Source organism: Bacillus sp. FSL H8-0516, from assembly GCF_038635285.1.
In the GTDB taxonomy this organism is placed as follows: Bacteria; Bacillota; Bacilli; order Bacillales; family Bacillaceae; genus Bacillus; species Bacillus safensis.
This window is the reverse complement of sequence record NZ_CP152051.1, coordinates 1,321,078-1,342,872: the sequence shown is the minus strand read 5'-3', so window position 1 is coordinate 1,342,872 and position 21,795 is coordinate 1,321,078. Positions and strand designations below refer to the sequence as shown.

Genomic DNA, 21,795 nt, shown 5'->3' with positions numbered 1-21,795 from the left:
TCTACTTTCACACCTTAATTTATATATCGACAAAATGATACCGCATTCAATAGTTGTAAGAAAATTTAAATAGAAAAAACAAGCCGTATAGGCTTGTTTCAAGTAAAATATTCAATTTTTGCAGAAGGAAAGTACTGATCTATATATGACTCTAAAGTCTCTCTTAGTTCTTGTTCCTCATTTTTTTGATAGATATATTTTCCTATTCCATATCTTCCCCACTTGTACCTTCTTTTTTCTTCATCCAACTCTAATTTTGATTTTGGGTAGTTTTTTTGAATCACACGCTTTGCTGGTTTTGTAAAGCGATGCTGAATCATCTCAAAAGTGATATCGTCTCTCACATCTTCAGGAAGAGCTGCATCAAGCTTTTCGAATAGAACTTTATATCCTTCCTGCCAGCCTTCATGGATGTAGATTGGAGCAACAATAAAGCCTAGAGGATAGCCTGCCTTTGCGACCTTTACAGCCGCTTCAATCCGCTGATCTAGCGGTGATGTGCCGGGCTCAAAATATTTAATGACATAATCGGCATTGATACTAAAACGGAATCTTGTCCGGCCATTATGCTTTGCGTCTAACAGATGATCAACATGATGGAACTTCGTGACAAAGCGAAGCTTTCCTAAGTCGGTCTGCCCAAAGTATTCAATCGCTCGTTTGAGTGTATGTGTCAAATGGTCAATTCCTACGATGTCTGAAGTACATGATGCTTCAAATCTCGTGATATCCGGCGCCCGCTCGTTCATGTATTGCTCTGCCTGATCTAATATTTCTTCTACATTGACGTACGTTCGAATGTACGGCTTACTTCCCATTGTTGTTTGCAAATAGCAATAATGACAATGTCCCATACATCCTGTTGCAAATGGGATCGCATACTCTGCAGATGGTTTAGACGAGTCAAACTTCAATGTCTTTCTCACACCAATGACAAGCGTTGACTTCGCATTACGATACTTTTGCAAGTCATTTTTTCCCGGAATATTTCTGACCTGGTTGTGTGAAGTCGTTTCTCTTATTTCGATTCCCATCCCCGCAAACTTTTCCTTCAGCTCTCGTCCTAACGGGTACTCTAACGCCCGGGGTTCAATGTAAACAAGCTGGGGAACGAAAGGTTTGATCATATTAAGCACATCCTTACCTTTAAGGTTTTCATACCGTTACTTTAACCGCACAGGATGGCTTTTATCCTTTCTAAAATCTCCCTTATTCAAACAAGTCTTGATAAAGAGCTTCTGCTTCTTCATATGTTGGAAACACAGCATCATCAGGTGCTAGTGGATGATACGTTTCAAGTAAAAAGAGGGCAAGCTCTTCTTCGTTGTATGGATGTGAAACAATTTCTGCTTCTTTAATTTGTGCTACGTTTGCAGCATGTGGATTTCGATAAATCACATATACTTGATCACCCGGTTTGTAGTCTGAGAAAGGCAATCTGGTCACCTCCATTTTTTAATTATAGGGTGCCCTTCTCACTGCCCAATATGACTCAATATGATAAAATTCGACAAAAAAACCAGACAGTTTCACCTGTCTGGTTTTCATTCACTTAGTTCTGTTGAAACGTCTTCTTGACGAAATCAACCACTTCTTCTGTTGTGCTAAGTGATAAAATATGCTCTTTAAATGATGCAGCTTCTTCTTTAGAAAGCTTGCTTAGCTGCGTTCTAGCTGGAAGAATGGATGTTGCACTCATTGAGAATTCATCTAATCCTAATCCAAGTAGAAGCGGGATTGCGATTTCATCTCCTGCCATCTCACCGCACATACCGACCCATTTACCCTCTTTATGCGCTGCTTCGATCACAAGCGTAATAAGACGTAAAATCGCTGGGTTGTAAGGCTGATAAAGGTAAGACACTCGTTCGTTCATTCGATCAGCAGCCATTGTGTATTGAATCAAATCATTCGTTCCAATACTGAAGAAATCTACTTCTTTTGCAAATTGGTCTGCGATGACAGCTGTTGATGGAATTTCTACCATCATTCCGATTTCAATGGAATCAGAAACGTCTGTACCAGCGGCAACCAATGCTTCTTTTTCTTCAAGTAAAATGGCTTTTGCTTCTCTAAATTCTGATAACGTCGCGATCATAGGGAACATGATTTTCAAGTTTCCATATGTACTTGCACGAAGTAAGGCGCGTAGTTGTGTTCTGAAAATCTCCTGCTCTTCCAGGCAAAGGCGAATGGCTCTATAGCCAAGGAACGGGTTCATTTCTTTTGGAAGCTGCAAGTAAGGGAGTTCTTTATCGCCACCAATATCTAGTGTGCGGACAACCACTGCTTTCCCTTCCATCTTCTCTAAAACTGTTTTATACGCATCGAACTGCTCTTCTTCTGTAGGAAGCTGGTCTCTGCCCATGTATAAAAATTCAGTACGGTACAATCCGACTGCTTCGCCGCCATTTTCAAGTACACCTTTTACATCTTCAGGTGTTCCGATATTTGCAGCTAGCTCTACGTGAACGCCGTCTTTTGTAACCGTTGGCTGGTCAACAAGTTTCGCCCATTCCGCTTTTTGAGCTAAGTAGTCTTCATGCTTTTTTTGATACGCTTTCACTTCATCTTCAGAAGGCTGAATGATGACGTCGCCGCTAATACCATCCACAATGATCAGATCATCGTTTTTCACCGTTTTTGTTGCTTCTTTTGTCCCAACAACTGCTGGAATCTCCATAGATCTTGCCATGATCGCTGAGTGAGAAGTACGACCGCCGATATCTGTTGCAAAGCCTTTGACAAATTGTCTGTTCAGCTGAGCAGTATCAGAAGGTGTTAAATCTTCAGCAATGATGATGACTTCTTCAGAAATCATGCTTGGGTTTGGAATGTCAACGCCTAGCAAATGGCCAGTCACACGTTTCGTTACGTCGCGAATATCCGCTGCACGTTCCTTCATGTATTCATTGTCCATTGCTTCGAACATTGTGACAAACATTGTCGCTGTTTCTTTTAAAGCAAACTCAGCATTTACTTTATCAGATTTGATTTTATCCTTTACTGGGTTTAGCAGTTCAGGATCACTTAACACAAGAAGGTGGGCAGAAAAGATATCTGCTTTGTCTTGGCCAAGCTCTTTTAGCGCATGTTCTTTAATTGCTTCAAGTTCTTGTTTAGAAACATGAATTGCTTCTTCAAAACGCTTCACTTCTGTCTCTGGATCATTGATGTCTTTTTGGTGAACTGTTAAATCTGGTTCTTCCAGACGATACGCTTTTGCAATCGCAACGCCTGCTGAAGCACCGATTCCTTTCAGTTGTTGCATTACTCGCCTAGGCCTTCACTTTTCATTGTGTCTTTAAGCGCAGCAAGTGCATCGTTTTCATCAGAACCAGAAGCAGAGATTGTGATTGTAGCACCTTTCGCAATTCCTAGAGACATTACACCCATAATAGATTTCAGGTTCACTGTTTTACCATTATATTCTAAGTTGATATCAGCATCATATTTACTAGCAGTTTGTACAAGAACTGTTGCAGGACGTGCGTGAATTCCAGAATCTGCAGTTACTTTGAATGTTTGTTGAGCCATTTTTATCAATCTCCTTTTTATACAATTAATACATCCACAATATTATATCATACTGCCGAGCTTGTCATCTAACAAGAACGGCAGTTATGAAAATTATTTTGAAATTTTCATGATGTTTTCTTGTCCAGCCTTGATTTCACCGGATGCTTGAAGGTCAATATATTGTCCTTCACTTAAGTTGGTAAATACAATTGGAGTCATCAAAGATGGTACTTCAGACTTAATTTTATCAATATCAACCTCTAAAAGTTTTTGACCGATTTCTACTTGATCTCCCTCTTGTACAAATGCTTCAAATCCTTCTCCTTTGAGGCCGACCGTATCAATTCCGAAGTGGATCAAAATTTCAAGTCCACCATCAGACTGCAGGCCAATGGCGTGTTTCGTCGGGAACACATTTAAGATCTTCCCTCTTACCGGTGAAACAACCGTTCCATCTGTTGGCAAGATGGCGAAACCGTCACCCATCATTTTCCCTGAGAATACTTGATCTGGTACATCTGTAATTGGATGAAGCTCCCCTGTAATTGGTGAAGCAAAAATTTCTTCCCCTTGCTCATTTTGAAGCGGCTTTGCAATAACTTCTTCGACCTGCTGGCTGACTTCTTCTTTTGCAGAAGGGTCTTTCGCTGGACGAGGCGTGCGGCCTGCAATGATGTCCTGCATTTGTGTTTTTAAGTTATCAGAGCGCGGGCCGAAAATGGCCTGGATGTTGTTCCCTACTTCGAGAACACCAGAAGCGCCAAGCTTTTTCAAACGGTCTTTATCCACTTTCTTCTGATCATTCACAGTGACACGTAAACGCGTGATACAAGCATCCAGGTGCTTAATGTTTTCTTGATCACCCATTGCTTCAAGGATTTCATAAGGCAAGTCATTCCCTTTTTCAGACTTCGCCTCACTTGCTCCGTCTGCTGCTTCATCCTCGCGGCCAGGTGTTTTCAGATTAAATTTGCGAATGGCAAATCTAAATCCGAAGTAGTAAATGACAGCAAGTACGAGACCTACTGGAATGACGAGCCACCAAGCAGTTCTATTTGGCAGGATACCAAATAGGAAGAAGTCGATTAACCCTCCTGAGAAGGTCATCCCGATTTTCACGTTTAGAATATCCATTATCATAAAGGATAATCCAGCGAATACACAGTGAATCGCAAATAATACTGGTGCAACAAACAAGAATGAGAATTCAAGCGGTTCAGTGATCCCTGTAAGGAAAGAAGTAAGGGCCGCTGATCCCATAATTCCTGCTACTAGCTTTTTATTCTTTGGTTTTGCTTCATGGTAAATCGCAAGTGCTGCTGCTGGAAGACCGAACATCATGAACGGATATTTCCCTGTCATGAATGTACCAGCTGTCAGCTGAACACCATCTTTGATTTGCGCCATGAAAATACGCTGGTCACCACGGACAAGCTCTCCTGATAAGCTCTTGTAGCTAAAGAACTCATACCAGAATGGTGAGTAGAAAATGTGGTGCAGACCAAACGGAATTAATGATCGTTCAATGACACCGAATACAAAGGCAGCCAGCGGCTCATTCGCTGCGAGCAGTCCTGTTGAAAATGAGTTCAGTGCACCTTGGATTGGCGGCCAAATGACTAGCATCAATAGCCCTAAAATAAGTGCTGAAATAGAAGTAACGATTGGAACAAAACGCTTACCAGCAAAGAAGCCAAGATATTGCGGTAGCTCAATTTTGTAAAATTTATTATACATATAAGCTGCTAATACCCCAACGATAATCCCGCCAAAAACGCCGGTAGACAAGGTCGGTATGCCGAGCATATTAATATATGCTGGATGGCTTTCCTTGAAGAACTGGGCCAGTTTGAGTGAATCGGATGGAATAGATCCGTTAGCCATTAATACGGCACTCATCGTGACGTTCATGACAAGGTAACCGATGATAGCGGCAATCCCTGCCACTCCGTCTCCATTGGCAAGACCGATGGCAACCCCTACAGCAAATAATAGCGGAAGATTCGAGAAGACGATGTTCCCCGCATTCTCCATGACACTTGCAACAAGCTGAATTGTATCATTGCTTAAAAATTGAGCTACATCAATCAGCTGCGGATTTTGCATCGCATTCCCAAGTGCCAGTAAAATACCAGCAGCAGGAAGGATCGCAACTGGAAGCATGAGTGCTCGTCCAATTTTTTGCAACACACCAAAAAGTGATTTAAACACTGGTTGAACCTCCTTTTGTTTTCGCTTACAACATACATTTGGGATGCTCCCTGACGTACATTTCATAATTAACCGTTTACATTTCAATTTCAAACGCAAAAAAAGGCATGGTGATATAAGGTTGCGCAAATAACAGGATCTTATCCTGTATTTACCTTAAGTCACTCATGCCTGATCGAATCAGTTACACGTTTCAAGGAAACTATGAAATTTTATTTGTCAATCTGTACAGATGAAGTGTCAGGTAGACGGCCTCAGCATCCTGTACAGGCTTTTTCAATGCATGCTGCAAAATTTTGATCATTTTCCAAGCAGTATTGTAGCATAAAGGATATTCATTTTTCAATAGATGAAGCAATTTTTCTGGCTCCTCTAATGATTCTCCCCGTTTAATACGCTCAATTGAAAACGTAATATGGCGTAATAGGCGTAAATAATGAATACTTTCTCTGTCTACTTTCATATGAAATGAATCTTCAATGACTTGGACCATTTGTGTAATGAGCTGCGAATGACGGTTCACTTCAGATAATGGCCGATTCGTCAAAGCTGAATGGATATGGAGCGCTATAAAGCCAATTTCTCCTTCTGGCAGCTTCGTTTCGACATCTGGCCGCTCGTTAATCAGTTCAACGACTTCCTTTGCAACCTCGTATTCTTTCGGGTAAAGCGATTGCGTCTCAAGCATAAAAGGGTTCGTGATATCATAGCCTTGCTGCACCCGCTTAAAACTAAACGCAATATGGTCGGTCAGTGCAACATGTATATGCTCATTCAATCGTTGTCCCATTTTTTCTCGTATATGATAAATGACGTCATTGGCAAGCTCGATCATGTTCTCATCAATATGATGAAGCAGCTGTTTATATTCTGTTTGTTCCTTCGTGTTTTTTAACACAAACATTTTTTCAAACACGTCTTGATCGAGAAGATCCCCCGATTTTTTACCGAAGCCGATCCCTTTCCCAATCAGAACCACTTCGCCCAAAGAAGGGTGTCTTGCGATGATGACATTATTATTTAACGCTTTATCAACGGTGAAGGATTCCATGAACATCCCCACCTCCTTCTTATTCAATCCCTCTTATCGTACAAAACAGATGAAACGTGCGTCAACGATTGTTTTTCAAAACGGTTGTTGTTCGCTCAATCAGGCAAAATGGCAGCATTCTTTTTTCTGATTTCTCTCCCTTTAATGCCCGGTCAAACAAGTCAAACGCTTCCTGTCCCATTTGTTTGAGGGGAATATGAATGCTGGAAATCCCCAAAGCCTCACTCAATTGGTTATTTTGAAAGCTGAGTATGGCTGGTGATTCTCCTACTTTTATGTCATGACGCTGCGCCTCTAATAAAAAGCCGGCAGAGACTTCGTCATTTGTAATGAATAAAGCTGTAGGACGATTTTTCATTTCCTGCCATTCTGCAAATAATTGCTTCCCATCAAGCAGAGATAACTTCCCTTCGATGATCCAATCCTCATCAATGGTCTGCCCGAGCGATTGCATCATGTCTTGATAAGCCTGAAGTCGCGACTCGCTATTCGCTCCTTCTGTTCTGGCGAGAACGATCGCAATTCGTTGATGGCCGCATGCCGCCAAATGATGCAGGCCTTCTTTAAATGCTTGATCATGCGCAATCGACACGGTTGAGCATTGATCGTGCGGTGCAGGATGACAAAATATAATCGGACCTGATTCCTGCCACTTTAAAATGTGACCATCACTTAACGCATTTGAACAAAATATTAAACCATCTACACGGCGCTCTTTTAAACTCATTAACGCTTCTTTTTCTTTTAATGGGTCATATCCTGTTTGAAATAAAGCAAAATGCATGCCGCGCGCCTGTGCTTTTTCTGCAATACCTGTGACGAGAGCGCTGAAATAAGAGTGTTCAATGTTTGGAAGGACAATGCCAAGCATATTCGAATAGCCCTTCGCTAAATGGACCGCCTGGATGTTTCTCGTATACTTGAGCTCTTTCATCGCTTGTAGAACACGTTCCCTTTTTTCTTCTTTAACATAAGGATGCTCATTCAACACACGTGATACGGTTGTCACAGATACGCCCGCTCTTTTCGCAATCTCCCTTATGTTTGCCATTTTTTCTCCTACTTTCTCTTGATATGGTAAGCGTTTCATACTTTAAGATGTATGTGAGCTGAACAAATCACTGGATGGAAAGGGGAATTCAAGATGGGTTTCATCATATGGATTATATTATGTATGACTGTTTTGTTTTCTGCTCGTTTTGCATTACATCCTTTAGGAAAAGAACATAAAATCAAACCGTTTCAATCAATTGATGATTTTTTTGTTGATAAGGATCGAGAAGAGTGATAAAAAATCACGATGACACTTCCAAGACCTGGACGTTCATCGTGATTTTTTTCATTACTTGATGATCGTCAGCTCTTTCGGATAATTGGTTAAGGTGACTGGACCATCTGCCGTAATGAGAACATCATCTTCAATTCTTATGCCGCCGACTCCTGGCACATAAATTCCTGGTTCAATCGTATACACCATACCTTCTTGCAGAAGGTCGTCATTTGCCTGACTCATAGAAGGAAATTCATGAACAGAAACCCCTAATCCATGTCCAAGACGATGAGGGAAATATTCACCATACCCTGCTTCTGTGATCAGTCCGCGAGCTTTTAAATCAAGATCACCGATTCTCACGCCTGGCTTACTCATTTCAAGTGCTGCCATTTCTGCATTTAAGACGGTTTGATACATGTCTTTTTGCTTTTCAGAAGCTTCCTGATAGATGAATGTTCTTGTGATATCTGAGCAATATCCATCGACAATGACGCCAAGGTCAAATAACACAAAATCACCTTTTTTTAAGGCTGCCTGTCCCGGATTTCCATGAGGCTCGCCTGATTTTTCACCAAAGAGAACCATAGTTGAAAAGGACATACCTTGAATGCCTTTTTTCTTTAGTTCATATTCTATGACAGCGAGCACTTCTGTTTCTGTGATTCCTTCTTTTAAGGCGTTAACCCCAATCTTTACACCTTCATCTGCCAATTGAGCCGCTTTTTTGAGTGTAGCAATTTCAGATTCATCTTTAATCAGTCTGAGCTGATTGAGCGCATCTTCAGCCCGGACGAACGTTTCTGCCCCGGTAACAGCTTGGAGCTCTTCTGCTCTTTGAAGCGGAATCGATTCTTTTTCAATCGCAAGACGCGCCGCTTGAATACCTCGTTTTTCTATCGCTGATTGAATGAAATCAAATGGATTCTCGTGATCTTCATATCCAATGATATCGCCGGACCATCCTGCATTTTTTGCCTGCTCGACTTCCATTTTAGGCAAAATAAAAAATGGTTCTGCCTCTTGGAACACAAACAGCCCCATCACTCTTTCATGCGGCTCTGTGAAGTATCCAGATAGATAAAACACATTTTCCTTTGTATGTATAAATGCACCTTGAATGTCTTCTTTCTTAAGCCAAGAAGACAAGCTCTTCATTCGGTTCATCATGATCCTCCTCACACGTTTTACTACTGGTCTATTGTATCAGTTTTTGTTTTATTTCGCACAAAAGCGCACTGGCATGAATCCAGTGCGCCCTGATGATTGATTTAAGATGCACGAAGCAGACGCAGACCATTTAAAATGACCAAAATCGTACTTCCTTCATGCCCGATGACACCAAAAGGCAAATCAAGCACCTGTAAGAAATTCGCACAAATTAACAGACAGATCACCGTTAATGAGAAAATAATGTTTTGCTTAATGATTCGATTCATTTTTCTTGAAAGACGGATCATCTTTGTTAGGTTATTTAAATTGTTCTTCATTAAGATGAGATCCGCTGTTTCTAAGGCAACGTCTGTGCCTCCGCCCATCGCAACCCCAACATCTGCTGTGGCAAGCGCTGGTGCATCATTGATTCCGTCTCCTACCATGATGATTGAATTACCTTGTTTTTTTAATTGATTGACCTCATGTACCTTTTCATCTGGAAGACATTCAGCCACTACGGTTTGGATGCCGGCTTCCTGCGCAATCGCTTCAGCCGTTTTTTGCTGATCTCCTGTCAGCATGACGGTTTGGATGCCTAAATCATTTAGTTCTTGAATCATTTTTTTGGCTTCAGGTCTGATTTGATCCTTAAGGCCAAGACAGCCAACAACTTTTTCATCCTTTTGAACGTAGACCACTGTGTATCCTTGCGCGGAAAGGTCATCACCTGTCTCTTCAATCTCGCGGTCGATTGACGCCTTACCCGCAAAGTCTTTCTTCCCAATCCGCCACGTTTCTCCATTTAATTGTGCTTTCACACCAAAACCAGAGGTTTCTTCAATGGTGACATGGACTGATCTTTCTGTTTGGTGCTCTTTTGCCATATCAGAAATTGCTTTCGCTAATGGGTGGTTTGATTGACTCTCAATTTGATAGAGTGCCTGGTAAAAAGCAGATTCATCCTGCCCTTTCGTCATGATGACTTGTTCTACGGCTGGCTTCCCGCTTGTAATCGTCCCCGTTTTATCAAAAGCAATCATACTGCTTGTGCCTAGTTTTTCTAAAAAGACGCTTCCTTTGACAAGCATCCCATTTCTCGCGCCATTTGAGATCAATGACAGTGCGGCTGGCATGATGGATGCAACTAGAGCACAAGGTGAAGCAACGACCATAAACACCATTGCCCGGTAGAAGGTTTCACTCATACTCCAGCCGAGGACAAAATGAGGCAGAACCATTAATACCGCAACGGTGATCAGCACACCTTTTACATAGGCACCCTCAAATTTTTCGATAAATGCCTGGCTTGGCGAAACACTTTCTTGAGCGGATTCAACAAGTTTAATAATTTTATGGAATAACGTTTCTTCATTATGTTTCGTGACTTCCACTGTTAAGGAACCATTTAAATTCACTGTTCCTGCAAATACGTCTTCCCCCTGCCCTTTTTCCTGTGGAATAGATTCGCCTGTGAGGGCAGATTCATCTACACTTGTTCTCCCGCTTAAAATGACACCATCTGCTGCAATGCGTTCCCCAGCTTTAACCATAATCCGGTCACCTGGTGTTAATGATGAAGCGGCGATTTGAATGGTCGTACCGTCTTCTTCAATTAAAGTTGCTTCATCTGGTGCAATGCTCATTAATGCTGTTAAATCTTTCTTGCTTTTATTTGACGTATACGTTTCAAGCGCACCACTCAGTGAGAAAATAAAAATTAAGATAGCGCCTTCTGCCCAATAGCCGATTAGAGCTGAGCCTATTGCTGCGAAAATCATTAAAAGTTCCACATTCAAGGTCTTCGACGAAATCGTTTCTTCAATTCCTTCCTTCGCCTTTGCAAAACCTCCAATAACAAATGCTAGGACGAAAAGAGGAATGCTCCACATGCTCTGATCCTTTAGAATCCATCCAATTAAAATGAGAATCCCCGAGATTCCTGCTGCAATTAATTCTCCGTGCTGTGCCCATTTATGTAAGGACCATTTCGATTCCTTTTGATTTGTCGTTTGGTAAAGTGCTGTATTCTCATTCATGATTGTTTTCTCCTCTCTAATTGATAATCTTTTTCACATTATCAATCGTTACCCGTTTCTTTTTCCATCTATATTTTCTGCTATTTCAAGCTTTTTATTGGTCTGTAACTCATTATAACAGGTTCTGATCAATTTTCAATTAATAATTATTATAATTTCTTTTTGATAATAATTATCATTATTGATATAGATCGTTCCGTCTTCTTCTGAGCACAGTGTATTCAGATGAAAAGCAAACGAACACAAAAAAGAACCAACAGAATTGGTTCTTTCACATAAAGGATTTGTTCTACGAATTTGTCCACTCTTTGATTTGTTTTTTTGTCAGTGGACCTACATGATTTTTCACCACTTCTCCTTTTTCGTTAATCAAAAAGGTCGTTGGGATGGTGATGATTTGATATTTCTTCATCATTTCTCCGTGTTCATCTAGGATGATCGGGAATGTAAACCTTCTGTCTTTCACAAATTGGGCAACAGCATGTTTACTTTGTTCAGCACCTAGTAAATTCACGGTCAATATGTCAACATCACTCTGATTTTCTTTCACAATCTGTTCAAATTCGGGCAGCTCCATTTTGCAGGACGGGCACCATGTTGTCCAAAAATGCAAAATGGTCTTTTTCCCTTTTTCGGGAACCATCTGCATGTCACCATTTAATGTCGGCGCCTCTATCCTTGGCGCCATCACAGGCTCTTTTGCTTCTGCTGCTGCGCTCATGAGAAATAGAAGCACGCTCATCATCAGAAGACTGGCGGGTAGATGTTTACGATTCATCATGATCTTCCTTCCCAGTTTTCTTATAGCTTGCCCGCTCGATGATGATGACATTCAAGCTTTTTTCAATGTAAGGAACATTGAAACGCCGAGCTCCTTACAAATCGTCGCATAATGCAGCGCAGTCAACAGCAGCATGCCTGTGTTCATCCCTAAAATGACCCCCATCATATTCAAGCTTTCAATTGAACCAAGGAAATACACCATAGAAAAAGAGACGACATGCACCCATATATTATGTAGGAACACATCTTTGATGAGCCCCATTCCGATTAAACATGCTTGAAAAGGCATCACAAACAGATGGCATAAAAAGTATGGCCAAAGCAGCTGTAAATAGACAGCAGCTTGCGGTGAATCAAAAAAAAGCTGCGTGAGCGGGTAAGCAAAATAATACATCACCATCACTGCCGGCACCCCATATCCAAACGTTATGAGAATCGCCTGTCTAACACGTTTTTTCACAAGATCATACTGGCCTAAAGCATAGGCTTCAGAGACACTCGGAATCATCACAATCATGATGGAATGAGCGATAAACGCCGGGAAAAAACCGATCGACATTGCGACACCAGCCAGCATGCCGTAATGATCAACAGCAAGTGTTCCAGAAATGCCTGCTGCCACGAGCGCTCCTTTGATTAAAAATGGTTCAACCGCATTGGCAATCGCATGAAAGATGCGCATGCCCGTTGTCGGAATGGAAACGGCTAATAGGCGCTTTCGCACATCACTTCCTCTTAATTCAACAGACCTGACATTCACAGCATTTTTTGCCATGACGTATTGGGAGTATAAATAAATAAAGACAACAAGATCACTCGCAACAATGACACCAATGGCGATGAGTACTGCTGTTTCAATATCAAACGAATACCAATGAAAAAACAAAAACAAGCAGATAAGCTGGATCGTTTTCTTCAGCATATTGGCTAAAGCAATTCTGCCCATTTGCTGCTTTCCCATAAAATAGCCGCGGGCAATGGAGGTAAACGCAATAATCGGGATAAGTGACAGCACTAGGCCCTTCATAAGCGGATGATACGACTGAAACACTGGAATGAAAGGCAGTACAATGGCTGCTATAGCTGTTGTTGTACTTGTCACCACAAGTGTCATTTTAAAGGCATGACGGAGCATGCTTTTGTGGAGACGTTCATGTGATTCTGCAATGAATTTAGAAATGGAGACTGGCAGCTCTAAACTGGCGATCACAAGGACAAGCATGATGATTGGAAGGATACTCATATATAAACCCATTCCATGTTCTCCAAGCTCTCTCGCTAAAATCATATTGACTAAAAACTCTATACACTCCGCAATAAAAGCTGCGACAGATAGCAGAATGACCCCTTTTACAAATCGATTCATGTAGCCTCCCCTTGTCTAAAGCAAATTCTTTTCACATTCTATGAGACAAGTCCAAAAAATATTTTAATAATTGAAGACAAAAAAGAGCAATCTCATTGATCGCTCTTTTTCTTTATACGGCAAACACGTGACGTCCGATGCGTTCTACAATTTTGCGGGAACGAATCCAATGATCTGTTGCCGTTTTTGGATTATAAAAATAGATAGCCTTTGTTGTTCTGTCATGCTCTTTTACTACCTGCTTCACCGCTTTAATGGAATCTTGATCTGCCTTATCATGAATGCTTCCATTTGATACTGGCTGGAAGGCATTTCGCTGATAAATCACACCTTTAACGCTGTCAGGAAAAGAACGATGCTCCACCCTGTTTAAAACAACGCTTGCCACCGCTTTTTTCCCTTCGTAAGATTCACCTTTCGCTTCAGCATGTACCAATCGAGAAAGCAAATCCATTTCTTCATTAGAATACTGTTTGCCGCTTGCCTTATTCGTCGTTTCAGATTTTACTTTTTTCTTTTGCTTCGGTTTTGAAGACTTTTCTTCTGTTGACGTACTTAGCAATTTTACTTTTGGCTGACGCTTTTCTTCAGAAAATGCCGGGATGACTTGATCGTGGTCTTGATCTATATATGAAAGCTGATGTTTAACAGGTGCTTGTGAAAGTTCGTGACTTAATGTGCCATGCTGCTCTTGTATATTGTCCATCTTCATTGCTGCAACGAGCATAAGGATGACAAAAAGAGCTGTATGAATTTTAATCATTCGCCTTTTTCCTCCTTTAATCAAAAGTAGGCTGTAAGATACTTGTCCACTCTAACAAGAGCTCATTCTATTTTCACGCACAAAGATTTACATGCCTGTCCAAATTCCGTCATTAAATGGCATGTCCTAGTTGAGCGCACATAAAATGGAATTGTTAGCGCTTAAAAAGGTCCCTTTTTCACCTATCATCATCCTTATGCTCCTGATTATGGGTTATTACATTTTCTTTTCATATGTATCAGAGTGGTTTGAAGTGTGACAAAAGAACGAAAATAAAAAAGCTTTCTCTCATCAATGAGAAAAAGCTTTAGCTTCTTGCTTCTGTAAGATATTCAAAAATAACATCTCCACCATGTTTGGCGATCCCGCGAAAATGTTTAAAATCATCTTGATTCACCAAAACAGAACGAAACGTTAAAAAGTCATCTTTTTGGATGGTCACCTGTTTTTCTGTCCCATTCCGTAAAGATTCGAGGATGGTGAGGATTTGTTCTTCAGTCAAAAAAACCGCTCCTTTTCAGCCATGATCAATTATTAAATATACCATTCGTTAGAAGAGCATACAACGAAAACAAAACAAAAACGTCTTTATCCTTTACATTGGTATGAAAATATTGCAAAATACTTTTTAATAGGGAATGAAATCTGTTTTTAAAGGAGAGGGATCGGTTGAAGATTGCAAAAATTGGAAATGTGATCGAATTTAGAAATGGTTTAACAGGTGTAGTTGAAAAAGTGAATGAAAACTCTGTCATTGTGGATGTCACCATTATGGACAACTATAGAGATTTAGAACTGGATTCACTAACAGTCGTTAATCATAAAAACTATAAAATCATCAAAGACTCCGTACATTAATTTGCAATCCTCAATTCAGACGATCGGTACATACGAAGCAAAGCTAATCACGATTTGGCCAAATGGTGAAAGCTATTTCAATACCCTTCTTTTTCATTTTAAAAAATGATGAGATGCAGTATTAGCTCTAGACAGGAGAAAACTAATATGCAAAATTCCAATGATATCATTGTACGTTTTGGAAAAATGGAAGATGCTGAAATGACTTTAGAAATACAGAAATCTGTTATTGCTGAATCAGATTATCTACTTACATCGCCTGAAGAAAATAAAAAAACCCTCTTAGAACACAGGGAATGGATACAGAAAAGAATAGAAAATGAAAATGAGACGTACATAGTTGCTCAAACTGATGAAAAAGTCATTGGATGGATAGCCTTTGAACATTCATCAAATAGAAAAAGAACTTCCCATACGGGTTCTTTCGGGCTGATGGTGCATAAGAGCTATAGAGGTTTAGGCGTAGGGGAAATGCTGCTAACAGCATTATTACATTGGGCAGAAAAGAACCCTTCAATTGAAAAGGTTAGTTTAGCCGTTTTCTCAACAAATCAAAAGGCCATTTCTTTGTACAAAAAGATGGGGTTTATAGAAGAAGGACGTAAAATAAAAGAATTTAAAATAAATGATCATGAATACTGGGATGATGTTTTAATGTATAAGCTTGTTTAAAGCTGTGAAAACGAATTGCAGAAGTAAGGACATAATATCAATTGAGTCATCAATTTGTTATGTCCTTTTCTTATTTTTACCTTACTCCATATGAAGAAAGCATCAATCTCTTTTCATATGAAAGGTTTGCATTTCCGCCTTCGTCTTGTACATCTCGACTTCCTCGGGTGTGATCACTCCTTTATCAATCAAGAGGGCAATCACTCCAAGCAATGTGGAGGCACTCCATTTATACCGTTCTTTGTTTTGATGTTCAAGCATTTGAAGCTCTTCCTTTAGTTCCATTAGCAGCTGCTCTGCCCGCTCTTCTTTGTTTGCCAACTCAAACGCCTCCGTTTATCATTCATTGCCTCTATTTTATCTTACATCAAATGAGATAAGCAAAAAAAGCATGATCCCTATTTACAAACATACGTTCTGTCATGTATAATATGTTTACGAGCTGGTAGCCCCCAGCCGTCCTAGCAAGTTCTATTCCCATTCGTATGAGAAGAGTGACATGACTCTTCTCTTTTTTTATGGTTGATTCGCAAAAAAAGACATGCATCTGGCATGTCTTTTCCTTTTTTCTCATTTTATATATCCATCTACTCAGGACATATGGAAAACGACTTTTTTATACGACTCAAGGAAATCCCCATTAAGGACGATTTGCAATCCCTTCGCAGTGACATTATACCTGTGCTAGCCCGCCATCTACGAACAATTCAACACCCGTCAAGTAACTGCTTTCGTCTGATGCAAGGAAAGATACAGCGTTTGCTACTTCTTCAGGTGTCCCAACTTTTCCAGCTGGAACAGTATTTCTGGCATTTTCCATCGCTCCTTCAAGTGCATCACCAAAAAGCTCATCGTATGCAGGTGTAAGAATCACTCCTGGACTTACCACATTTACACGAATTTCAGTACCTTTTAGGTCAAGAATCCAGTTGCGAACTAGTGCTCTTAATGCTGCTTTAGATGCTCCATATACACTAAATGCTGGGTTGCCAATTGATCCAGCAGTAGAGCCCGTTACAATAATAGAACCTACTTTGTCCGGGAATAGTGATAGCGCTTTTTGAACAGTAAAAATGGTTCCTTTCACGTTAATGTCGAACGTTCTATCAACCTGCTCTTCAGTTATTTCACCTAATGGAAGGAAGTTGCCGATGCCTGCATTAGCAAAAAGGATGTCCAATTTACCTTTTTCCTGCTTTATCATGTCATATAGTTTGTCTAAGTCTTCAAGCTTAGAAATATCACCTTGAACACCGGTTACGTTCTTGCCAATTTGGTTAACAGCTTTATCAAGTTCGTTTTGTCTACGTCCCGTGATATAAACATATGCACCTTCGTTTACAAATTTTTGTGCTGTAGCAAGACCAATCCCACTTGTTCCACCCGTTACAAGCGCTACTTTACCTTCAAATATCCCCATACTTAACACTCCTTTAGAATTCATATTATTTTATGTCTAGTACCTTTAAGTACTTGAAGAACAACTTACAAGTAATAGTATCCTTCAGTGAGCACATTATCGGAAGTACCCACTTTTTTGTGATATAGTAACTAAAAAGTAACAAATGCGGAATGGAGAGCTTTAGACATGAAAAAATTTAGCTGTGGGTTTGAAGTGACAAAGGAAGTGATTGGCGGAAAATGGAAAGGTCTTGTATTATACTTTTTAATGAATGGACCAAAGAGAACGAGTGAATTAAAGCGCATTATCCCAAATATAACTCAGAAAATGCTGATTCAAACTCTTAGAGAGCTTGAAGCCAGTGGACTTGTGACCAGAAAGATGTATAATCAAGTACCGCCGAAGGTTGAATATTCATCCACTGAACTTGGAAAATCTCTTAAACCTATCTTGCAGGAGCTCTGTCAATGGGGGAGCCAATATGCGGAGCAAGAGTATGCAGAAGGTGAATATGAAATTGTACAACCAGAACAACTAAAGTTAGGATAGATGTAGCTGCTGAAGTAAATGCTAAACAACTTCAATACCATCACCTTCAGATGAAGAACAGTCAGAAATAAATGAGATAGTCAATTTTGAAAGTGAAGTTCTAATCAGAAGTGTCATGGACATATTCAGGAGAGCTTTGATGAAATTCAAAAATGAGCTGTTTCCAATGTTAAAGAGAAGGTTCAGTAACTTAGCCAAACAATAAATGAAGATATGATCATAATATTTAATGCCTAAGATCTCTAAATAGGCATTTTTTCTTTCGGATAAAAAAGAAAAGACGTACAAATTGTACGCCTTCATCTGCTTCTGTACTATCAATTTTTCACTGCATAAAAGTCACAGTTCAGGTTGCACCTCAGGTCACACTTTTTCATACAATTCCCATGAGTATTTTCAGGTGTGACTTTTTCCACTTTAATGTGACACCAATTCATTTCATACAGCGGAATAATTACCGATTATCAATCGTCTCCGGATACATATCATGGTTCATCATACGGTATTCTGCCATTTCCTCATATTTCGTGCCAGGTTTCCCGTAGTTCGTATACGGGTCAATGGAAATACCGCCTCTTGGCGTAAATTTGCCCCAAACTTCAATATACCTTGGGTCCATCAATTCAATCAGGTCGTTCATAATAATGTTCATACAGTCCTCATGGAAGTCACCATGGTTACGGAAGCTGAACAAATATAATTTTAGTGATTTACTTTCGACCATGATTTCATTTGGGATATAGCTGATATAAACTGTCGCAAAATCTGGCTGACCTGTTTGCGGACAAAGTGATGTAAATTCTGGGCAATTGAATTTCACAAAGTAATCTCTATTTGTATGTTTATTCGGAAACGTTTCAAGCACTTGTGGTGCATAATCAAACAAATAATTGGTTCCTTGGTTTCCTAGTAGCGTGACACCTTCTAATTCTTCTGGTTTTCTTGTCGTCATGTCATCTCTTCCTTTCTATACGCCTCGTTTATTTCCCCACAATAACGTGTGCAGCTGCGGCAGCACTCTTACGCGGTTTAAGTCTGGATCTTGCGCGACTTGATTCACAAGCGCTTCATATTTCTTTAATAAATGCGTTAATAAGTACGCATCATCACCTGTCGTTGTGTCATCATTTCCTACCTGCAAATAAAAAGGAAGCTCAGGATATTTCGCATGAACATCCTTCGCATACGCAAGATCACGATCGTCAAAAATCACGACTTTCAAGCTAGCATGCTGCAATCTATTCCCGCTTTTCAGCTCATCTATAATACGTGTTAGTTTCGTAAAATCTGTTTTCATATTCGAGCTTGGCGGCTTAGGAGAAATGGTTAAATCATCAATTTTCAAAAACCATTCCTGATACATCGTCCCTTGTGTTTCAAGCGCTGTATCAATTCCTTCTTCATGCAGTAAATCAATAAGGGATTCCATTTGTTTTAAAAGCGCCGGGTTTCCCCCTGAAATGGTGACATGAGAAAAAGCCTGTCCGCCTATTCTTTTTAATTCTTTGACAATGTCTTCTGCCTCAAGCCACTGAATGTCATGCTTCGCTGAGCCATCCCATGTAAAAGAGGAATCACACCAGCTGCACGAGTAGTCACAGCCAGCCGTTCTGACAAACATGGTTTTTTGTCCAATGACCATTCCCTCTCCTTGAATGGTTGGACCAAAGATTTCTAATACGGGAATCGCTTTAGCCATTGATCTCAACTCGTTTCGGACGGTAAATGCAATAGCTTGTTGGTGTCTCTCTGACAAAGACCTGAACACATGTCGGCTTGTTCGCTAAAGTCGATAAATACGCTGCGACTTTGTCATGTACGGTCTTTGCCACCACCTCAGTGGTTGGCATCGCGTATCGATCGTTTGATGAGAATTCCTCATGATCATTGAGCAGCGTGTGATCGTACTGCCCATGAATGAGCTTCTTCAATGTACTGAAATTGACAAGGAAACCCGATTCATCTAGCTCGTCTCCCGCAATCGTGATATTGATGGTGTACGTATGACCATGAACACGGCTGCATGCGCCCGCATCTTCTCGCGGGATGAAATGGGCAGCAGATACATGCATATCTTTATTTAGTTCAAATGAAAATGGATGATCGGTTTGTGGATAGATCTGAGAAAGCATTTATTTTGCCTCCTTCATTTCCATATAAGTGTCATAGCCATTTTTCCGCAGCTTACACGCAGGACATTCCCCGCAGCCATCAGAGATGATGCCGTTATAGCAAGTGAGCGTTTCATTTTTCACAAAATCCAGCGCATTAAGCTCGTCTGCCAGCTTCCATGTTTCTGCTTTATTCAGCCACATCAGTGGTGTATGAATCACAAATGGTTTTTCCATTGCTAAATTCACTGTGACGTTGCAAGATTTCACAAACTCGTCACGGCAATCTGGATAGCCGCTAAAGTCTGTCTCACAAACACCTGTGATAATATGTCTTGCTCCAATTTGATACGCTAATATAGAGGCGAAGGATAAGAACACTAAGTTTCTTCCTGGTACAAATGTGGAAGGAAGCTCTCCTTCTTTTTCCTCAATGTCAATGTCATCTCTTGTTAAAGCATTAGGTGCGAGTTGATTTAAAAGTGACATATCTAATAGATGATTCTTCACACCTAATTTGTCAGCGATTCTTTTGGCGACATCAATTTCTTCTTGATGACGCTGATTATAATGAAAGGTCACTGTTTCTACCTCTTCAAATTGTTGAAGTGCCCATAATAAACAGGTCGTACTGTCCTGTCCCCCGCTAAAGACAACGACTGCTTTTTCATTTTTCATTTTCTGTTCTCCTCCTTTTGCAGATGGTACAACCGTACAACACTGCATCTGAAAGGCTCCTGAAAACCCCTATTTTTCTCAAAAGAAAAGACACCTTTACATGTGTATGAGGTGTCCCAGCCATAAAAAATAAAAAATGCCACATCCAAGGATACGGCAAGTCCTTAGTTTTTTATAGAGGGTTTTGCTAGAACCTCTCCCGTCTTCACGGATTTTTGTTCAATTTTCACAGAGGATAGTGTACCACATATTTTTCTTGCAGGCTATTCTTTCTTTACTTATCTAGCGGTGCAGGCACTTTTTTTAGACAAAGAAAGAGGATAAAAGAGATGCTGACATAGCCAAAAACCGGATAAACCGTTGAAATCAGTGTACCGTAACCAATTTTACTAATCACATAGCAGCATATGAGAATAAGGGATATCGTAAAGATGCTGTTCATTCGGATATATGCCCTCACTTGTCTCTCCAGCCCGTATAAATTACCTATGACGGATGTAAAAACTTCACCGAAGATGACAAATAAATAAATGAGATGAATCGAGTTTGCAACTTGATACACCACCTGGGCCATTGGAATATCAAACGCCTCCAGCATATCTAATGAAGAAAGAGATAAGAAGCAAGCAAGCAAAATGAGTGTCAGCATGACGCCCCCAAGCACCGCTCCCTTTTTAATGACTGCTTCAGAGGTCATTTCATTTGCGACGGGTACTAACACTGCCTGTGACAGTGCTAAATTAAAGGCACCATATGACACTGCTGATAATATCCACTCGCCCTCACCCATTTGCAGCGCAAGAACATAACTTTCACTGCTGCTAAACACAAATGAATCAAGAAACACGATCATTGAAAAGAAAATCAGCATTGGAACGACAAGGACGTTGACTCCAAATAGCCCTTTTGAACCTTTAAAGAGTACAATGACGCTCAGAATGATCGTCAAAAAGATCCCATATTCCTTCGATATACCAAGTTGTTCTTCAAAAATAGCCCCTGCGCCTGAAATCATGACTGAGGTGACACCAAGTAAAATAAAAAACATGACAATATTAATATATCGACTCGCAGCTGCGCCAAATAAAAAACGGTTCATATCTTGATAAGATTCTGCTTCGATTCGTTTCGAAATCAGCATCATTTTTGCCCCAAGGCCAGTAAAAATAACACCGCTAATCAGGATTCCTAATAGTCCAATCCAGCCAAAACGAACAAAAAATTCTACGATTTCTTTCCCTGTCGCAAACCCAGCTCCAACCACTGTTCCTACATATACAAAGGCAAGCTGAAAAGCGGATTCATTTGAACGTTTCATGTGACCCCTCCGCACCCATCACTTTCGATTGTTCCTTTTTTATCCTATGAGAC

General features: G+C 40.4%; 24 protein-coding genes and 1 riboswitch. Of the genes, 4 read left to right on the top strand and 20 right to left on the bottom strand.

Annotated elements, in window-relative coordinates:
- Positions 1-98 precede the first annotated feature (98 nt).
- From splB to MHB67_RS06580, 7 genes are all read right to left on the bottom strand, one after another.
- On the bottom strand, positions 99-1,127 hold the full coding sequence (gene splB, locus MHB67_RS06610) for a spore photoproduct lyase (protein WP_342492863.1): 1,029 nt from the start codon (positions 1,125-1,127) through the stop codon (positions 99-101).
- Positions 1,128-1,209: 82 nt separating this feature from the next.
- On the bottom strand, positions 1,210-1,452 hold the full coding sequence (locus MHB67_RS06605) for a transcriptional regulator SplA domain-containing protein (protein ID WP_044331928.1): 243 nt from the start codon (positions 1,450-1,452) through the stop codon (positions 1,210-1,212).
- A 100-nt stretch (positions 1,453-1,552) separates the two neighbouring features.
- Positions 1,553-3,271 (bottom strand): phosphoenolpyruvate--protein phosphotransferase, encoded by a 1,719-nt coding sequence (gene ptsP / locus MHB67_RS06600; protein ID WP_024426847.1) that lies wholly within the window; start codon positions 3,269-3,271, stop codon positions 1,553-1,555.
- Positions 3,271-3,537, bottom strand: a complete 267-nt coding sequence (locus tag MHB67_RS06595) for a phosphocarrier protein HPr (protein WP_003211078.1) — start codon at positions 3,535-3,537, stop codon at positions 3,271-3,273. The genes ptsP and MHB67_RS06595 overlap by 1 nt, the downstream gene beginning before the upstream one ends.
- A gap of 93 nt (positions 3,538-3,630) precedes the next feature.
- On the bottom strand, positions 3,631-5,730 hold the full coding sequence (gene ptsG, locus MHB67_RS06590; protein WP_133743881.1) for a glucose-specific PTS transporter subunit IIBC: 2,100 nt from the start codon (positions 5,728-5,730) through the stop codon (positions 3,631-3,633).
- Positions 5,731-5,932: 202 nt separating this feature from the next.
- On the bottom strand, positions 5,933-6,787 hold the full coding sequence (locus tag MHB67_RS06585; RefSeq protein WP_024424695.1) for a transcription antiterminator: 855 nt from the start codon (positions 6,785-6,787) through the stop codon (positions 5,933-5,935).
- A 55-nt stretch (positions 6,788-6,842) separates the two neighbouring features.
- On the bottom strand, positions 6,843-7,832 hold the full coding sequence (locus tag MHB67_RS06580; RefSeq protein WP_212048324.1) for a LacI family DNA-binding transcriptional regulator: 990 nt from the start codon (positions 7,830-7,832) through the stop codon (positions 6,843-6,845).
- 93 nt (positions 7,833-7,925) lie between these two features.
- Between MHB67_RS06580 and MHB67_RS06575 the strand changes: the two genes are divergently transcribed.
- Positions 7,926-8,069, top strand: a complete 144-nt coding sequence (locus MHB67_RS06575) for a hypothetical protein (protein WP_162842493.1) — start codon at positions 7,926-7,928, stop codon at positions 8,067-8,069.
- A gap of 54 nt (positions 8,070-8,123) precedes the next feature.
- On the opposite strand, the gene MHB67_RS06570 is transcribed toward MHB67_RS06575, so the two are convergent.
- The 6 genes from MHB67_RS06570 to MHB67_RS06545 all read right to left on the bottom strand — a co-directional run bounded on the left by MHB67_RS06570 (position 8,124) and on the right by MHB67_RS06545 (position 14,656).
- Positions 8,124-9,218 carry a Xaa-Pro peptidase family protein gene (locus tag MHB67_RS06570; RefSeq protein WP_342492862.1) on the bottom strand — a complete coding sequence of 365 codons (1,095 nt, stop codon included), beginning with the start codon at positions 9,216-9,218 and terminating at the stop codon, positions 8,124-8,126.
- Positions 9,219-9,322: 104 nt separating this feature from the next.
- The gene (locus tag MHB67_RS06565; RefSeq protein WP_342492861.1) at positions 9,323-11,242 is read right to left on the bottom strand and encodes a heavy metal translocating P-type ATPase; all 1,920 of its coding nucleotides are present in this window, start codon (positions 11,240-11,242) and stop codon (positions 9,323-9,325) included.
- Between the two features lie 289 nt (positions 11,243-11,531).
- Complete coding sequence (stoA, locus tag MHB67_RS06560) at positions 11,532-12,020, bottom strand: endospore biogenesis thiol-disulfide oxidoreductase StoA (protein ID WP_122631257.1); 489 nt, start codon at positions 12,018-12,020, stop codon at positions 11,532-11,534.
- 54 nt (positions 12,021-12,074) lie between these two features.
- Entirely contained in the window at positions 12,075-13,391 is a 1,317-nt protein-coding gene (locus MHB67_RS06555; protein WP_024424690.1) for a polysaccharide biosynthesis protein, read from the bottom strand.
- A 112-nt stretch (positions 13,392-13,503) separates the two neighbouring features.
- Positions 13,504-14,154: a cell wall hydrolase gene (locus tag MHB67_RS06550; RefSeq protein WP_025092333.1), complete on the bottom strand. Its 651-nt coding sequence runs from the start codon at positions 14,152-14,154 to the stop codon at positions 13,504-13,506.
- A 307-nt stretch (positions 14,155-14,461) separates the two neighbouring features.
- A complete protein-coding gene (locus MHB67_RS06545; RefSeq protein WP_024424688.1) occupies positions 14,462-14,656 on the bottom strand; it encodes a hypothetical protein in 195 nt (64 codons plus the stop codon).
- 167 nt (positions 14,657-14,823) lie between these two features.
- On the opposite strand from MHB67_RS06545, the gene MHB67_RS06540 reads away from it, so the two are divergent.
- Positions 14,824-15,012: a DUF2187 family protein gene (locus tag MHB67_RS06540; RefSeq protein ID WP_003211747.1), complete on the top strand. Its 189-nt coding sequence runs from the start codon at positions 14,824-14,826 to the stop codon at positions 15,010-15,012.
- Between the two features lie 147 nt (positions 15,013-15,159).
- Positions 15,160-15,684 (top strand): GNAT family N-acetyltransferase, encoded by a 525-nt coding sequence (locus MHB67_RS06535; RefSeq protein WP_034623353.1) that lies wholly within the window; start codon positions 15,160-15,162, stop codon positions 15,682-15,684.
- A gap of 102 nt (positions 15,685-15,786) precedes the next feature.
- Here the strand turns inward: MHB67_RS06535 and MHB67_RS06530 are convergent, their stop codons facing one another.
- Both MHB67_RS06530 and MHB67_RS06525 read right to left on the bottom strand, forming a co-directional pair.
- Positions 15,787-16,005 carry a hypothetical protein gene (locus MHB67_RS06530; RefSeq protein ID WP_024426840.1) on the bottom strand — a complete coding sequence of 73 codons (219 nt, stop codon included), beginning with the start codon at positions 16,003-16,005 and terminating at the stop codon, positions 15,787-15,789.
- 352 nt (positions 16,006-16,357) lie between these two features.
- Positions 16,358-17,104, bottom strand: coding sequence for a glucose 1-dehydrogenase (locus MHB67_RS06525; RefSeq protein WP_216100312.1), 747 nt, complete (start codon positions 17,102-17,104; stop codon positions 16,358-16,360).
- Positions 17,105-17,272: 168 nt separating this feature from the next.
- Between MHB67_RS06525 and MHB67_RS06520 the strand changes: the two genes are divergently transcribed.
- Positions 17,273-17,635 carry a winged helix-turn-helix transcriptional regulator gene (locus tag MHB67_RS06520; RefSeq protein WP_034623357.1) on the top strand — a complete coding sequence of 121 codons (363 nt, stop codon included), beginning with the start codon at positions 17,273-17,275 and terminating at the stop codon, positions 17,633-17,635.
- 454 nt (positions 17,636-18,089) lie between these two features.
- Here the strand turns inward: MHB67_RS06520 and queF are convergent, their stop codons facing one another.
- The 5 genes from queF to MHB67_RS06495 all read right to left on the bottom strand — a co-directional run bounded on the left by queF (position 18,090) and on the right by MHB67_RS06495 (position 21,742).
- Positions 18,090-18,587, bottom strand: coding sequence for a preQ(1) synthase (gene queF / locus MHB67_RS06515; RefSeq protein WP_024426839.1), 498 nt, complete (start codon positions 18,585-18,587; stop codon positions 18,090-18,092).
- A 15-nt stretch (positions 18,588-18,602) separates the two neighbouring features.
- Complete coding sequence (gene queE, locus MHB67_RS06510; RefSeq protein WP_034623358.1) at positions 18,603-19,334, bottom strand: 7-carboxy-7-deazaguanine synthase QueE; 732 nt, start codon at positions 19,332-19,334, stop codon at positions 18,603-18,605.
- Positions 19,327-19,767: a 6-carboxytetrahydropterin synthase QueD gene (gene queD, locus MHB67_RS06505; protein WP_024424684.1), complete on the bottom strand. Its 441-nt coding sequence runs from the start codon at positions 19,765-19,767 to the stop codon at positions 19,327-19,329. Before queD ends, queE begins: the two co-directional genes overlap by 8 nt.
- The gene (queC, locus tag MHB67_RS06500; protein WP_024424683.1) at positions 19,768-20,424 is read right to left on the bottom strand and encodes a 7-cyano-7-deazaguanine synthase QueC; all 657 of its coding nucleotides are present in this window, start codon (positions 20,422-20,424) and stop codon (positions 19,768-19,770) included.
- Between the two features lie 158 nt (positions 20,425-20,582).
- Positions 20,583-20,627, bottom strand: a riboswitch (PreQ1 riboswitch).
- A 71-nt stretch (positions 20,628-20,698) separates the two neighbouring features.
- Positions 20,699-21,742, bottom strand: coding sequence for a hypothetical protein (locus MHB67_RS06495; protein WP_073204958.1), 1,044 nt, complete (start codon positions 21,740-21,742; stop codon positions 20,699-20,701).
- Positions 21,743-21,795: the final 53 nt, after the last annotated feature.

Excerpts from the sequence above, each read along its gene's own strand:
- splB (WP_342492863.1), bottom strand. The coding sequence starts at position 1,127 with ATGATCAAACCTTTCGTTCCCCAGCTTGTTTACATTGAACCCCGGGCG.
- MHB67_RS06605 (WP_044331928.1), bottom strand. The coding sequence starts at position 1,452 with ATGGAGGTGACCAGATTGCCTTTCTCAGACTACAAACCGGGTGATCAA.
- ptsP (WP_024426847.1), bottom strand. The coding sequence starts at position 3,271 with ATGCAACAACTGAAAGGAATCGGTGCTTCAGCAGGCGTTGCGATTGCA.
- MHB67_RS06595 (WP_003211078.1), bottom strand. The coding sequence starts at position 3,537 with ATGGCTCAACAAACATTCAAAGTAACTGCAGATTCTGGAATTCACGCA.
- MHB67_RS06585 (WP_024424695.1), bottom strand. The coding sequence starts at position 6,787 with ATGTTCATGGAATCCTTCACCGTTGATAAAGCGTTAAATAATAATGTC.
- MHB67_RS06580 (WP_212048324.1), bottom strand. The coding sequence starts at position 7,832 with ATGGCAAACATAAGGGAGATTGCGAAAAGAGCGGGCGTATCTGTGACA.
- MHB67_RS06575 (WP_162842493.1), top strand. The coding sequence starts at position 7,926 with ATGGGTTTCATCATATGGATTATATTATGTATGACTGTTTTGTTTTCT.
- MHB67_RS06570 (WP_342492862.1), bottom strand. The coding sequence starts at position 9,218 with ATGAACCGAATGAAGAGCTTGTCTTCTTGGCTTAAGAAAGAAGACATT.
- MHB67_RS06565 (WP_342492861.1), bottom strand. The coding sequence starts at position 11,242 with ATGAATGAGAATACAGCACTTTACCAAACGACAAATCAAAAGGAATCG.
- stoA (WP_122631257.1), bottom strand. The coding sequence starts at position 12,020 with ATGAATCGTAAACATCTACCCGCCAGTCTTCTGATGATGAGCGTGCTT.
- MHB67_RS06555 (WP_024424690.1), bottom strand. The coding sequence starts at position 13,391 with ATGAATCGATTTGTAAAAGGGGTCATTCTGCTATCTGTCGCAGCTTTT.
- MHB67_RS06550 (WP_025092333.1), bottom strand. The coding sequence starts at position 14,154 with ATGATTAAAATTCATACAGCTCTTTTTGTCATCCTTATGCTCGTTGCA.
- MHB67_RS06535 (WP_034623353.1), top strand. The coding sequence starts at position 15,160 with ATGCAAAATTCCAATGATATCATTGTACGTTTTGGAAAAATGGAAGAT.
- MHB67_RS06525 (WP_216100312.1), bottom strand. The coding sequence starts at position 17,104 with ATGGGGATATTTGAAGGTAAAGTAGCGCTTGTAACGGGTGGAACAAGT.
- MHB67_RS06520 (WP_034623357.1), top strand. The coding sequence starts at position 17,273 with ATGAAAAAATTTAGCTGTGGGTTTGAAGTGACAAAGGAAGTGATTGGC.
- queF (WP_024426839.1), bottom strand. The coding sequence starts at position 18,587 with ATGACGACAAGAAAACCAGAAGAATTAGAAGGTGTCACGCTACTAGGA.
- queE (WP_034623358.1), bottom strand. The coding sequence starts at position 19,334 with ATGGCTAAAGCGATTCCCGTATTAGAAATCTTTGGTCCAACCATTCAA.
- queD (WP_024424684.1), bottom strand. The coding sequence starts at position 19,767 with ATGCTTTCTCAGATCTATCCACAAACCGATCATCCATTTTCATTTGAA.
- queC (WP_024424683.1), bottom strand. The coding sequence starts at position 20,424 with ATGAAAAATGAAAAAGCAGTCGTTGTCTTTAGCGGGGGACAGGACAGT.
- MHB67_RS06495 (WP_073204958.1), bottom strand. The coding sequence starts at position 21,742 with ATGAAACGTTCAAATGAATCCGCTTTTCAGCTTGCCTTTGTATATGTA.